Origin of the sequence: Mycobacterium sp. JS623, assembly GCF_000328565.1 — a bacterium.
GTDB lineage: Bacteria > Actinomycetota > Actinomycetes > Mycobacteriales > Mycobacteriaceae > Mycobacterium.
Genome location: NC_019966.1, coordinates 2,299,428 through 2,312,495, shown reverse-complemented (window position 1 = coordinate 2,312,495; position 13,068 = coordinate 2,299,428). Strand labels below are relative to the sequence as shown.

Genomic DNA, 13,068 nt, shown 5'->3' with positions numbered 1-13,068 from the left:
ACGCGCAGGTGCTGATCATCCCCGATAGAGTGCCGTCGTCGCAGGTCAGAGATTTGTCGCTCAGAGGCGGGCAGAAAGCTACTCGGTCGGCAACCAATCCGGCTGCGCCGAAATCGCGAAGGCCTCGGTTCAGAAAGCTTCGCGCGTCGGTCCAGAAAGGCTTCACCGCCTCGGTCCAGAAAGGCTTCACCGCCTCGGTCCAGAAAGGCTTCACCGCCTCGGTCCAGAAAGGTTCGCTCCGGTCGACACCGGGGTATACGGAGCCATGGTCGACGACTCAGTGCAAGGCGCGGTCGACAGGGCGACCCAAAACGACGCTTTCGAGTACGCCGCCCGCGCCGGATTCGCCGTCAGCGGCGTCCTGCACATCGTCGTCGCGTACCTCATCGCCCAAATCGCTTTCGGATCCGGAGGCAACGCAGACCAATCCGGAGCGTTGGCGACACTGGCCAGTCACACCGGTGGCGCCGTGGTCCTCTGGGTCATCGCGGCGGGCCTGACGGCGCTCGGCCTGTGGCGCATCGCCGAGACGATCGTCGGCTCGAAACCTGGCGAAGGGTCTGGTCCCTATCAGGACGACACCCCGGCGTGGAAGCGCGCGAAATCCCTTGGGCTGGCAATCGTGAACTTCGCGATCGCGTTCTCAGCAGCGCGCTTCGCGATGGGAAGCGGCAAACAGAGCACCGAGCGGAATGCCGGACTGAGCGCGCGCATGATGCAATCCGGTTGGGGCAAAACCATTCTCATCGCCGTCGCGTTGGGTCTGGTCGTGGCCGGCGGCTATCACGTCTACAAGGGATTCAAGAAGAAATTTTTGAAGGATCTGCGTGTCAGCGGCGGGCGTGCCGTCACTGCGCTCGGAATCGCCGGCTATGCCGCCAAGGGTGTCGTGCTCGCCGGCGCGGGGATCCTGGTGATCATCGCGACGGCACAAGCCGACCCATCGAAGGCGACGGGGCTCGACGCCGCGGTCAAGGCGCTCGGCCATGCACCGTTTGGACAGGTGCTGCTCGTCGTCGCGGCGGTCGGTTTCGCCGCGTTTGGCCTCTACAGCTTCGTGCGCAGTCGTTACGGCCGGATGTAGCAGCTACATCGGAGCCCCGGACTGCGACAGCGCTTGGTACAGCGCGGCGATCTGCATCGGCTGGATCGCCGCGTTGCAGCCGTGCTGCAGGTCGATCAGCGGCGCAGCGATGCCCCGCAGCTCCTGGAATTCCTGCGGCCGGCTGGTGAAGTAATCGCGCACCGACTGTTCGGCGCCGGCCCCTTGCATACCCGCAGCTGTCAACACGTTGTTGGCCTCGGGATGCGTGTCGAGCCACGCACCTGCCGCCGCTAGCACGCCGCTGGCCGTATGAGAGAAGCCACTCGCCGTGCAGTCGGGCTCAGCGCCCGCCGTCGGAACAGCAACCGTGAGGGCTGCTACGGCGCAAGTGGTGAAGGCGCCGAACAGGCCGCGGCGCACGGCAGTAGCTGACATTGTCATGTCGGCGTATGTACCCGCAGCACGTCATGATCAAGCCCGCTCATGCACACCTCCGTCACCGTCAGGTTCGCGGCTCGCAACAGGTCCTGCGCCCGCTCGATACGCCGCCGGGTCAGATATCGGATCGGCGTCTCCATACGTCGCCTCGACGCAGCGGGCGAAGTGAAACTTCGACACCCCACGACGCCGGCGAGAACATCGAGGTCGAGCGGTTCACGGTAGTGGCGATCGATGTGGTCGCGGGCCCGCCGCAGGTGCGCGAGCAGGGCCACCGCAACTGAATGCGACCCATATTCCGGCACCGCACCAGATCAAAAGTTCGGGAAGGGTAAGTTCTCTTAGGTAAAGCTCAGCTAAAAGCGTGAGTAGGGAAGGACTTCACTGGATGCGACGACGTTGGAGCCGGATCGCCGCACTCTTCTCGATCCTTGCCGTCGTCCTCGGCGCAACCGCATGCTCGGGCTCCGAAGACAAGAACGAACTGCTGATCTACAACGCGCAGCACGAGTCGCTGACCAAAGAGTGGATCGACGCGTTCACGAAGGAGACCGGCATCAGGGTCACCTACCGCCAGGGCGGTGACACCGAATTCGGAAATCAGCTGATCGCTGAAGGCGACGCGTCACCCGCCGACGTCTTCCTGACCGAGAACTCCCCGGCAATGGCCGCCGTCGAACGCGCCGGCCTGTTCGCCGATCTCGACGCCGACACCATCAGTCAGGTTCCGGCGCAATACCGCCCGGCCAGCGGCAAGTGGACCGGTGTCGCAGCACGCACCACCGTGTTCGTTTACAACAAAGCCAAGCTGCAACCCGGCCAGCTGCCGAAGTCCCTGCTGGATCTGCAGCAGCCAGCGTGGAAACGCCGCTGGGGAGCCCCGCCTGCCAAGGCAGACTTCCAGGCCATCGTCGCTGGCCTACTGCAGCTGAGGGGTGAAGCCGCGACCGCGCAGTGGCTGGCCGCGATGAAGGCCAACGCGGTGATTTACAACGACAACATTGCCACCCTCAAGGCGGTCAACGCCGGCGAGGTCGACGGCGGCGTCATCTACCACTACTACTGGTTCCGTGATCAGGCGAAAACCAAAGAGATGAGCGGCAATACGGCGCTGCACTACTTCAAGGGCCAGGACCCCGGCGCGTTCGTCAGCCTGTCCGGCGGCGGCGTGCTCAAGTCCAGCAAGAAAGCCGACAAGGCACAGCAGTTCCTGAAGTTCATCACCGGCAAGGCCGGCCAAGAGGTCCTGCAGAAGGGCGACTCGTTCGAGTACCCGGTGGCCAGCGGCGTGCCTGCGAACCCCGCACTCGTCCCGCTCACGGACCTGCAGGCGCCGGTGGTTGATCCGTCGACGCTCGATGCCCAGAAGGTGACGGACCTGATGACGAAGGCGGGGTTGTTATAGGTGGTCGCTCCCCCGGTTTCGCGCCCGACGGCGCCGGTCTCGAGGCCTGACACGGTCTCGCGACCGGGCCCGCTGGTCAGCGCCACGGTCGCGATCTTGGTGGCGGCCACGCTGATTCCGCTCGGCTACGTCGCATGGGCCGCGGTGTCGATCGGGTGGACGAAGGCGTACGACCTTGTCGTGCGGCCCCGGGTAGGCGAACTGCTGTTCAACACGGTGGCGCTGGTCGTGATCACGGTGCCGCTGTGTGTCGTCATCGGTGTCGGGGTCGCGTGGCTGGTGGAGCGGACTGACCTGCCCGGCCGGGCGTTCTGGCGTCCGTTGTTCGTCGCCCCGCTCGCTGTCCCGGCATTCGTCAACAGCTACGCCTGGGTCGGAGTGGTCCCCTCGCTGCATGGTCTGTCGGCCGGTGTGTTGGTGTCGACGCTGTCCTACTTCCCCTTCATGTACCTGCCGGTGGCCGCGACGATGCGCCGACTCGACCCTGCCATCGAGGAGTCCGCGCGGGCACTGGGTTCCGACTCGGCCGGTGTGTTCTTCCGGGTGGTGCTGCCACAGCTGCGGCTGGCGATCCTCGGCGGCGGCCTGCTGATCGGTGTGCACCTGCTGGCCGAGTACGGTGCGTTCGCGATGGTTCGGTTCGACACCTTCACGGTCGCGATCTTCCAGCAGTTCCAGGTGACCTTCGACGGCGCGGCGGGCAGCACGCTCGCCGGCGTTCTTGTGCTGCTTTGCCTGACGCTGTTGGTAGCTGAAGCACTGGCCCGCGGCAGCTCCCGGTTCTCCCGCATCGGGTCAGGTGCGCCGCGATCCGCGACTCCGATCCGGTTGGGTCGCAACATGATTACTGCGCAGGCCGTCCTGGCCGCGCTGACGTTACTCGCGCTCGGCGTGCCGGTGTGGACGATTCTGCGTTGGTTGTGGATCGGCGGCGCCGAGGTCTGGGTGTTCGACGACATCGGCACCGCGCTCGGCCAAACCATCGGGCTGGCAACGGTTGCCGCGGTGCTGACGACGGTGCTGGCATTTCCCGTCGCGTGGGTCGCCGTGCGGTCGCGCGGCGTGCTGGCCCGTGCTGTCGAAGGCGCCAACTACGTCACCAGCTCGCTTCCCGGCATCGTCACCGCGCTTGCGCTCGTGACGGTCACCATCCGCGTCGCGCCGCCGCTGTACCAAAGCATCGTGCTGATCGTGTTCGCCTACGTGCTGCTGTTCATGCCACGCGCGCTGGTCAACGTCCGGGCCGGGCTTGCCCAGGTGCCGCCGAGCCTCGAGGAGGCGTCGCGGTCACTGGGCAGTTCACCGTCTGCCACCTTCCTTCGGGTAACGCTGCGACTGACCGCACCCGCCGCCGCGGCGGGTGGATCACTGGTATTCGTCGCTGTCGCAACAGAATTGACCGCCACACTGCTGCTCGCGCCAACCGGTACGCATACGCTGTCGATGCGGTTCTGGTCCTTGTCCAGCGAGCTGAACTATGCGGGCGCCGCGCCGTATGCACTCGTACTGGTGCTGCTCGCGATCCCCGTCACGCTGGTTTTGTTCCGGCAATCGACGAAGGTGGCCGCGCTGTGACGACCACGACGCTCGAGGTCAAGGGAATCGCCAAGTCCTTCAACGGACACACCGTGCTGCATGACATCGACCTCAACTTGCGGTCGGGCACTACGACCGCCGTCGTCGGGGCGTCCGGTTGCGGCAAGACGACGCTGCTGCGCCTCATCGCCGGATTCGAATCCCCCGACGCGGGCACGATCTCGATCGATGGGCGGCAGGTCGCCGGCCCCCGAAGCGCTGTAGCGCCGCACCGCCGCGGGGTCGGTTATGTCGCGCAGGACGGTGCGCTGTTCCCACACCTGACCGTCGGACAGAACATCGCCTACGGATTACGCGGCACGTCGCGCGACGAAGTCCGTGCGCGAGTCGCCGAATTGCTCGAAACGGTCTCCCTTGACCCGTCATACGCGGCACGCCGGCCGCATCAGCTGTCCGGAGGACAACAGCAGCGCGTCGCCCTCGCGCGCGCACTCGCCCGACACCCGGTGCTGATGCTGCTCGACGAGCCGTTCAGCGCCCTCGACACCGGGTTGCGCGCATCCACCCGCAAGGCCGTCGCCGGTCTACTCAGTACCGCGGGCGTGACAACCCTTTTGGTGACGCACGACCAGGAAGAGGCGCTGTCGATCGCGGATCAGGTGGCGGTCATGCGCGACGGTGAGTTCACCCAGGTCGGTTCCCCGCAACAGGTATATCGACAACCGACCGACCGATTCACGGCCGAATTCCTCGGCGACTGCATCTCGCTGCCCTGCACGGTCACGTCGGGCGTGGCCGAATGTGCGCTCGGCCGGGTGCCGGTGCAGGCTGCCGACGGACCCGCCACTCTTGTGTTACGGCCCGAACAGCTTGTCGCGACCGTGGTTTCGGACAGTGAGCGGCTCGACGGTGTCGGCACTGTGATGGCCACCGAGTTCCTGGGTCACGATGTGTTGTTGACCATAGATCCGGCGGGCGACGCCGCACCCTTGATCGTGCGCCAGCACAGCTTCAACCCGCCGCCCATCGACGCCAAAGTGCGGATCGAGGTGGTGGGCACCGGGATTGTGCTCACGTGAACCGGCTTCTCGAACACCTTCGCGCCCACGGCGAGAAGGTGGCGATCCTCACCGAAACCGAACAGCTCACGTATCACCAACTCACCGACAGGGTCGCCGACACCGCACGTGAGCTCAGGGGTCGCCGTCGCCTGGTCCTTCTCGAAACGCACAACGAAGTAACCACTCTGGTGCACTATCTGGGGGCGATGGCCGCCGGCCACGTGGTCCTGCCTGCCTCTGCCGGCCACGACCACGCCGCGATAATGCAGACGTACGAACCTGATGTCGTGATTGACGCCGACGGAATCCACCGCCGCGGCCAACACCACCGCCTGCACGACGAGCTCGCCCTGCTGTTGTCAACTTCGGGCAGTACGGGCTCCCCTAAACTCGTGCGCCTGTCTTACCGCAATCTTTGTAGCAACGCAGAGGCGATCGCCGACTACCTCGACATCCGTGAAACCGACAGGGCCGCAACAACATTGCGTATGTCGTATTGTTACGGGCTTTCGGTGATTCACAGCCACCTGCTGCGCGGCGCGGGCCTGATCGTCACCGACCGCTCGGTCGTCGACGAGGAGTTCTGGGGGCTGTTCCGCAGACACAGAGGTACCGCGTTCGCAGGGGTGCCCTACACGTTCGAACTGCTGGAGCGCATGGACGCCCAAACCCTGGATCTGCCGCATCTGCGGTACCTCACCCAGGCCGGTGGCCGGATGCCGCCCGAGCGTGTACGCCAATTCGCCGAACTCGGCCAACAACAGGGCTGGGACTTGTTCGTCATGTACGGCGCGACGGAGGCCACCGCCCGAATGGCCTACCTGTCGCCACAACTCGCGTCGTCGCATCCGGCTGCGATCGGCAGGCCGATACCGGGCGGAGCGTTCAGCATCGAACCGAGTGGCGAGCTGGTGTACCGCGGCCCGAACGTGATGATGGGCTACGCGCACGGGCCCGACGATCTCGCGCTTGGCAAAACCGTCGAAGCGCTGCACACCGGGGACATCGCCCGCCGCGGACCCGAGGGTCTGTACGAAGTGATCGGACGCAGCAGCCGTTTCGTCAAGATGTACGGGTTGCGGATCGACCTGCAGCGGGTCGAAGCGACGTTGTCCGACCACGGGGTGACCGCGTTCTGCACCGACGTCGACGACCGCCTCGCCGTGGGGGCGGCTGTTGACGACCCGGGTGAAGTGCGGCGCATCGCCGCCGGTGCGGCAGGCATCCCCGCCACAGCCGTGCTGGTTGTCACACTCGCCGATTTGCCGCTGTTGCCTTCGGGCAAGCCCGACTATCAGGTGATTCGCAAACTCGCGCGCGCGTCAAACACAAACGAACCCAGCGTGATTGGGCTGCGCAAGCTGTACGGTGACGTGCTGGGGCTGGACGCCGACAGCATCGACCCCGATACCAGCTTCGTAGATCTCGGCGGAAATTCCCTGACGTACGTGACGATGTCGGTGCGGCTGGAACGGGCACTGGGTCGGCTACCCGCGGACTGGCAGCGACTGCCGCTGCGGGAGCTGGAACGCATGCCAGAACCGCGGCGGCGACGGTGGGGTGCGACGCTGGAAACGACCGTCGCGCTGCGCGCCGCAGCGATCCTGCTCATCGTCGGCTCGCATGCCGGGCTGTTCGAACTGTGGGGTGGTGCGCACCTACTGCTTGGCGTCGCGGGGTACAACTTCGGCCGGTTCTGCCTGACGCCGGTGCCCCGCACCGATCGGGTCAGGCACCTGCGCAACACCATCGCCTGGATCGCCGGACCATCCGTGGCGTGGGCCGCGATCGCCCTGCTGATCACCGACGACTATGCCCCAACGAATCTGTTGCTGGCCCACAAGTTTCTCGGCCCACACGACAGCATGACCGCGGGTCGACTGTGGTTTGTCGAGGTGTTGGTGTGGATTCTGGTGGCGCTGGCCCTGCTGTGCTGGCTGCCGGCGCTCGACCGATGGGAACGGCAATGGCCCTTCACCGTTGCCATCGCGTTCCTAGCCGTCGGACTGGCGCTGCGCTACGACATCCTCGGCCTGCATCTCGGCCGCGACGCGTGGTTCACGATGCTGGCGTTCTGGTTCTTCGCGGTCGGCTGGGCCGCGGCCAAGGCATCGACGACGTTGCAGCGGGCGGCGGTGACGGTCGTGTTGATCATCGGCCTGCACGGCTACTTCGATCGCGCGGAACGAGAATTGTTGGTACTGGCCGGGTTTGCCCTGCTGATCTGGCTGCCCGCACTGCGCTGTCCGCCCGCGGCCACCGTCGTCGCCGGTGTCATCGCGGAAGCGTCGCTGTACATCTACCTGACGCATTTCCAGGTCTACCCGCTGTTCGGCGGCCATCCATTGCTCGGCGTAGTCGGGGCCGTCATCGTCGGGGTGCTGCTGACGCGGCTGGTGTCGGTGCTGCGGCGACGCCTAGCGCTCGGCGATAAGGCCTTCCTGCGTCAAGGTCGCCGCGATGAAACCGTCGGCGCGGATCAGGCTGGCGGTCACGACACCACGCCCGCGGGCCGCCGCGGGTGAGCGGCACTCGAGCAGATTCCACTCATCGGCCCGAACGGCCCTGTGGAACCAGATCGACGAGTCGGTGGTGCCGCTGCGATGGGTGCGGGCCTTCATCGAATGCCCATGCACCTGCAGCGCGGGGTCGATCATGTAGACGTCGGTGACGTAAACCGCGACCAGCGTGTGCACCGCCGGATCGTCCGGGAGCGGCACCGTGGCTCGCCACCACAGCCGCCGAACGAACTGCCCTGTTGAGCTGTCGTCGGTGATCCTGATGTCGAGCTCGTCCAGCGGCATCGACGGCGCAGGCCCAGCCGGCCCGGTCTGCGGCAGCGCGTCGGGATCGCTGGGCCGGTCCGAAACGTGGCCATGCTCGGGGCCGGACAACTCGGCGGCGAACGACACCGTCGCAGTCGTCAGCAGCCGCCCATCCTGACGGGAGTCGACGCGCCGCGCCGCCGCGGTCCTACCGTCGAACACTCGCGCCACCGTGTACTCGACGGGATCACCGGCCTCACCGCCGCGCAGGAACTGCAGGTGCATGTTGGTCGGTTGGCGGCCGGCGTCGACGGTTCGATACGCGGCGGCCAGGCTCTGTGCGACGAATTGCCCTCCGTACGAACGCTTTCCGGCGGGGCCACTGGCAGGGCCGATCCAGGTATCCGCGTCGGCGCCCGGCCCAACCTCGAGCAGTTTCAGCAGCGCGCTCATGCGACGATGCCCGACTCGGTGAGCCCACCGATCTCGTCGGGACTCATTCCCAGCCACTCGCCGAGCACCGCCGCGGTGTCGTCGCCTAGTGCCGGTGCGGCGACCGCTGATGGGTAGTCGCCGTTGATCTCGAGTGGCAGCCCAGGCGCCAGGTATTGCCCGATCCGCGGCTGGTCGAGTCGGCTGAACATCGGGTTGGCGAGCACCCGCTCGTCGGCGGCCGTTTCGGCGAATGTGCGGTAGCGCTCCCACAACACGGACGTGCCCGACAATCCCGCGGTGACCTCTTCGGCAGTGTGTTGTGAGAACCACTCGGTGAACAATCCGGATAAAGCGCCGCGGTGGCGGTACCGCTCCCCTTCATCGGAAAAGTTGGCGTCGAGTGTGTCGGCCAGCGCGGCTACGGCTTTCGTCGTTCCGGTGAGTTCAATCAGGTCGCGAAAGTGCCGCCCGGTCAGCGCGACGATCATGAACGACGTCCCGTCACTGCTGGTGAAGTCCTGACCGTATTGGCCATACACCGAGTTGCCGATCCGCTCGCGCGCTGTGCCGTTCACCATCACTTCGGTGAACAGGCTGAGATTGCCTGCCGTGGCCAACGCGACGTTCTCCAACGGAATGCTGATCCGCTGCCCCTGCCCGGTCGCGTCGCGATGCCGCAACGCGGTCACGACGGCCAGCGCGGTGTAGATGCCACACGAGACATCCCATGCGGGCAGAACGTGATTCACCGGTGTCGCGAGTTCGGCGGGACCGGTGACCAACGGAAAGCCGATTCCCGCATTGACGGTGTAGTCGACGCCGGTGCCACCGTCGACACGGCCGGACACCTCGACATGAATCACGTCGGGCCGCAGCCGCGTCAGCGTGCCGTACGAATGCCATTCGCGCCCTGCGACATTCGTGATCAGAATGCCGCTGTCGGCGATCAGTCGCTGGACCAGGTCCTGGCCTTCAGCCGAGCGGAAGTCTGCAGCGACGGAACGCTTGCCCTTGTTCAGCCCGGCCCAGTAGATACTCTCGCCGTCGCCGGTGACGGGCCAGCGGTGGTAGTCGGCGGCACCGCCGATGGGGTCGACGCGGATCACCTCGGCGCCGAGTTGGCCCAGCGTCATCCCCGCCAACGGCACCGCGACGAAACTGGAGATCTCGACGATCCGCACCCCGGCCAGCGGCCGCGCGGCATCTGCGCTCATCTGGTCAAGCTATCAAGCGCCTGGTTCACCCCCGCGAGACTGCGGGGAGATCGACAAATGCTGATGAATCGCGATCTCGCCGCAGTTTCGGCGAGCAGTCAGGAGCCGGCTAGTTTGATCGCTGCGGCCTCGATCGTCTCCTCCGACAGCAACACCTCCAGCGCGGCGTCGCCGAGCGGGATGAAGCTGTCCCTGCTGGCCACCCGCTCGACCGCGCCGGTGTAGCCGTGGTCAAGCAGTTCAGCGAGCATGCCCTCGCCCACGCCGCCGGTCGATCGGGTCTCGTCGACTATCAACACCCGGCCGGTCGCGTTCGCCTCGCGCACCAAGTCGTCCACCGGCATCGGCGCCAGCCACCGCAGGTCGACGACGCGGGCGCGAATGCCCACCGACTCCAGCGTGCGAGCCACCCGCAGACTCATCCGCACCCCGTTGCCGAACGTGAGCATCGTCAGGTCTGTGCCATCGCCATACGTGCGGGCACGCCCAAGCGGCGCGCCGGCCTCCGGATACGGCGCAAGCCAGCCGTCGTCGCCCTCATCGTGCAGATCGCGGGTGTGATAAAGCGCGATCGGTTCGAGGAACACGCATACGACGCCGGCCGCTTTCGCCGCGGCAGCGCAGGTGTGCAGCATCGCGGCGGCATCGTCGGGTCGCGCCGGCGATGCGATGACGACTCCGGGGATGTCGCGAATCGCGGCAATCGAGTCGTCGTTGTGAAAGTGTCCGCCGAAGCCCTTCTGGTATCCGTAGCCGGCCACCCGAACCACCATCGGATTGCGGTACTGCCGGTTGGAGAAGAACTGCAGCGTCGCGCCCTCGCCGCGAATTTGATCCGAGGCGTTGTGAAAGTAGGCCAGGTACTGGATCTCGGGAATCGGCAGCAGTCCCGACACCCCCGCTCCCAGTGCAAGACCGAGGATCGACTGCTCGTCGAGCAGCGTGTCGAACACCCGCGCCGAACTGGTCTTGCCGAGAAGCCCACGGGTGACGCCATATACGCCGCCCTTGCGAGCGACATCCTCACCGAAGATCATCGCCTCCGGATAGCGGTCCAAGATGTCGTGCAACGCGCGGTTGATGGCCAGCGCGACCGTCAACGGAGCATCCGGCCCACCCGATCTGACCGTCGCGGCAAGAGATTCCGGCGATGCGGCCGCGGCATCCGAAAAGCTGTCCTGCAGCGGCCTCATGACCGCAGCCGCGGTGTCGAGCTGCGGTAGATCAGCGACCGCCTCCGCTGCCTCAATTACGTTGGCACGCTTGGCCTCATAACGGTCGAGCACCTGCTGAGGCGTCAGTACTCCACCGTCGATCAAGGCCAAGGCCGTGCACAGCACCGGATCCCGGTCGTAGTCGGCCGCTATCTCGTCGGGGCGGCGATAGGCGGGCTCGTAGTCGGAACCCGCGTGCCCCATCAGCCGGACCATCCGCAGATGCAGGAAGGCCGGGCGACGGTGGGTGCGCACCCAGGCCGCGGCGTCGGCGGCGGCCGCTAACGTCGCCGCCGCATCCCAGCCGTCAGCGTCGAAATATGTTAGCCCCTCCCGGTTTCCGTAGGTGTGGGCGATCCATCCGCGTGGCGTCGTGACGCTGATACCGATCCCGTTGTCCTCGCAGACGAACAGCAACGGCATCGGCACCCCCTGATACGCCGAATGTAGCGCCGCGTTGATCGCGCCGACGGCGGTCGAGTGATTCACCGACGCGTCGCCGAAGCTGCAGACCGCGAGCGCGTCGTCGGGCCACGGACACGCCACCCCCAGCTTGCGGGCACGGGCGATGGAAAACGCGACCCCGACTGCCCGAGGCAGATGCGACGCGATGGTCGACGTCTGCGGAATGATGTTCAGGTCGTGGCGGCCGAACACCTTGTGCCGGCCGCCGGCGATCGGTTCTTCGGTGGCCGCCACCAGTCCAAGAAGCACGTCCCGCAACGGGTCTCGGCCCCCGACTTGCGCGGCGCGTGCCAGGAAGAAGCCACCCGAACGATAGTGCAGCAAAGCAGGATCGGTGGGCCGCAGGGCCGCGGCCACCGCCGCGTTGCCCTCATGCCCGGACGAGCCGATGGTGTAGTAGCCTTTGCCCTTCGATCGCAGCCACCGCGCGGCCAGATCGAGATGGCGACTGCCGAGTTGCGCGTCGAACAACCCGAGCAACGCATCATCGGATGAGCGCCGCTGTCCGGCACGAAGCGCGGAGATGGTCGCGGTGAAATGCTCATCGATCGGTTCGGCCAACCGGGCTCCTAGGGACTGATTGTCGGACGTACCAACACGTTTCGGATGAACGCCACGATCTGCGCCGCACCGGCACCGTCGGGGTCCTGATCCGGATCGTAAATCGCAATGCTGCCGCCGACACACGACGCCGTCCCGGTGAACAGCGCCGAGACGAGATCTGTGAGCTGATCCCACGTCAGGCCGCCGGGTTCGTCCTCGACATCAGGCAGGCCCTGCGCCGGAAAATCGACGGGATCCAGCACGTCGAGGTCGATGTGCAACCACCACCGGTCCACCTGACCCGATAGCCGCTCGATCGCCCGGCGTCCCGCGCCGGAAGGGTCGTCGGCGACTTCTGCCAGCGGTGCGAGCCACACCCGTGAATCGGCAAGCGTTCCTACGTTGAACTGCCGCCGCCAGTCGTCGTCGCGAGGACCGAGGATCACCAATTGCTCGGGCCGCAGCGCGGGCAGCCGATCGCCGAGCTCGCCGGTCAGCAGCCGACCCGTCAAACCGAGCAGCAACCCGATCTCGGCGTTGGCAGCCTCGCCATCCTCAGACACGTCCAGCGGCATCGTGTCCTCGTGACCGTCGATGAACACCAGCCCGACGTCGCCGACGTGATCGCGCAGTCCGGTCACGATGCCGAGCAGCGTGGAGCAATCACCGCCGTAGACGAACGGAAACCGGCCCGCGCTGATCACTTCCCCGACCTTGCGGTTGAGCGCGTCGGTCATGGCCAGCAGTGCCCGCTCGTTGATCAGGCTGGTCGACTCGCCGCGGCCCGGATCCTGGTCGGGTAACGCGAGGTCGTCGTCATCGATGACATGGTGATGGTCGAACGCGTCGCGAAGCCCGGCGTCGCGCAGTGCGGCAGCGGCGCGCGCTTGATGTCCGGCGCGCCCATAGCCGTCGAACGGCACCCCGATCAGTTCGATGTCGGCCAT

Annotated in this window: 10 protein-coding genes and 1 pseudogene; 5 read left to right on the top strand and 6 right to left on the bottom strand. The window is 66.2% G+C overall.

What is annotated here, in order from left to right; translation table 11 throughout:
* Positions 1-265: 265 nt before the first annotated feature.
* Positions 266-1,084, top strand: coding sequence for a DUF1206 domain-containing protein (locus MYCSM_RS11230; RefSeq protein WP_015306269.1), 819 nt, complete (start codon positions 266-268; stop codon positions 1,082-1,084).
* Between the two features lie 3 nt (positions 1,085-1,087).
* On the opposite strand, the gene MYCSM_RS11225 is transcribed toward MYCSM_RS11230, so the two are convergent.
* Positions 1,088-1,486 carry a heme-binding protein gene (locus MYCSM_RS11225; protein ID WP_015306268.1) on the bottom strand — a complete coding sequence of 133 codons (399 nt, stop codon included), beginning with the start codon at positions 1,484-1,486 and terminating at the stop codon, positions 1,088-1,090.
* 44 nt (positions 1,487-1,530) lie between these two features.
* Positions 1,531-1,758: pseudogene (locus MYCSM_RS35925) on the bottom strand (helix-turn-helix domain-containing protein); the annotation flags it as partial.
* Between the two features lie 113 nt (positions 1,759-1,871).
* Here MYCSM_RS35925 and MYCSM_RS11215 point away from each other — a divergent pair.
* The 4 genes from MYCSM_RS11215 to MYCSM_RS11200 are packed head-to-tail and all read left to right on the top strand — an operon-like array spanning position 1,872 to position 8,010.
* Positions 1,872-2,888, top strand: coding sequence for an iron ABC transporter substrate-binding protein (locus tag MYCSM_RS11215; RefSeq protein WP_015306267.1), 1,017 nt, complete (start codon positions 1,872-1,874; stop codon positions 2,886-2,888).
* Positions 2,889-4,463, top strand: a complete 1,575-nt coding sequence (locus MYCSM_RS11210; RefSeq protein ID WP_015306266.1) for an ABC transporter permease — start codon at positions 2,889-2,891, stop codon at positions 4,461-4,463.
* Complete coding sequence (locus MYCSM_RS11205) at positions 4,460-5,503, top strand: ABC transporter ATP-binding protein (RefSeq protein WP_015306265.1); 1,044 nt, start codon at positions 4,460-4,462, stop codon at positions 5,501-5,503. The genes MYCSM_RS11210 and MYCSM_RS11205 overlap by 4 nt, the downstream gene beginning before the upstream one ends.
* A complete protein-coding gene (locus tag MYCSM_RS11200; RefSeq protein ID WP_015306264.1) occupies positions 5,500-8,010 on the top strand; it encodes an AMP-binding protein in 2,511 nt (836 codons plus the stop codon). Before MYCSM_RS11205 ends, MYCSM_RS11200 begins: the two co-directional genes overlap by 4 nt.
* Here MYCSM_RS11200 and MYCSM_RS11195 read toward each other — a convergent pair.
* From MYCSM_RS11195 to MYCSM_RS11180, 4 genes are all read right to left on the bottom strand, one after another.
* Positions 7,903-8,703 (bottom strand): acyl-CoA thioesterase, encoded by an 801-nt coding sequence (locus MYCSM_RS11195; RefSeq protein WP_015306263.1) that lies wholly within the window; start codon positions 8,701-8,703, stop codon positions 7,903-7,905. The genes MYCSM_RS11200 and MYCSM_RS11195 overlap by 108 nt on opposite strands.
* Positions 8,700-9,899: a CoA transferase gene (locus MYCSM_RS11190; RefSeq protein ID WP_015306262.1), complete on the bottom strand. Its 1,200-nt coding sequence runs from the start codon at positions 9,897-9,899 to the stop codon at positions 8,700-8,702. The genes MYCSM_RS11195 and MYCSM_RS11190 overlap by 4 nt, the downstream gene beginning before the upstream one ends.
* Before the next feature lie 98 nt (positions 9,900-9,997).
* The gene (locus MYCSM_RS11185; RefSeq protein ID WP_442928529.1) at positions 9,998-12,103 is read right to left on the bottom strand and encodes a thiamine pyrophosphate-dependent enzyme; all 2,106 of its coding nucleotides are present in this window, start codon (positions 12,101-12,103) and stop codon (positions 9,998-10,000) included.
* A 44-nt stretch (positions 12,104-12,147) separates the two neighbouring features.
* Positions 12,148-13,068, bottom strand: coding sequence for an arginase family protein (locus tag MYCSM_RS11180; RefSeq protein WP_015306260.1), 921 nt, complete (start codon positions 13,066-13,068; stop codon positions 12,148-12,150).

Bases quoted from the DNA above. Each gene is read 5' to 3' on its own strand.
- MYCSM_RS11190 (WP_015306262.1), bottom strand. From the start codon at position 9,899: ATGAGCGCAGATGCCGCGCGGCCGCTGGCCGGGGTGCGGATCGTCGAG.
- MYCSM_RS11180 (WP_015306260.1), bottom strand. From the start codon at position 13,068: ATGGCCGACATCGAACTGATCGGGGTGCCGTTCGACGGCTATGGGCGC.
- MYCSM_RS11225 (WP_015306268.1), bottom strand. From the start codon at position 1,486: ATGACAATGTCAGCTACTGCCGTGCGCCGCGGCCTGTTCGGCGCCTTC.
- MYCSM_RS11195 (WP_015306263.1), bottom strand. From the start codon at position 8,703: ATGAGCGCGCTGCTGAAACTGCTCGAGGTTGGGCCGGGCGCCGACGCG.
- MYCSM_RS11215 (WP_015306267.1), top strand. From the start codon at position 1,872: ATGCGACGACGTTGGAGCCGGATCGCCGCACTCTTCTCGATCCTTGCC.
- MYCSM_RS11230 (WP_015306269.1), top strand. From the start codon at position 266: ATGGTCGACGACTCAGTGCAAGGCGCGGTCGACAGGGCGACCCAAAAC.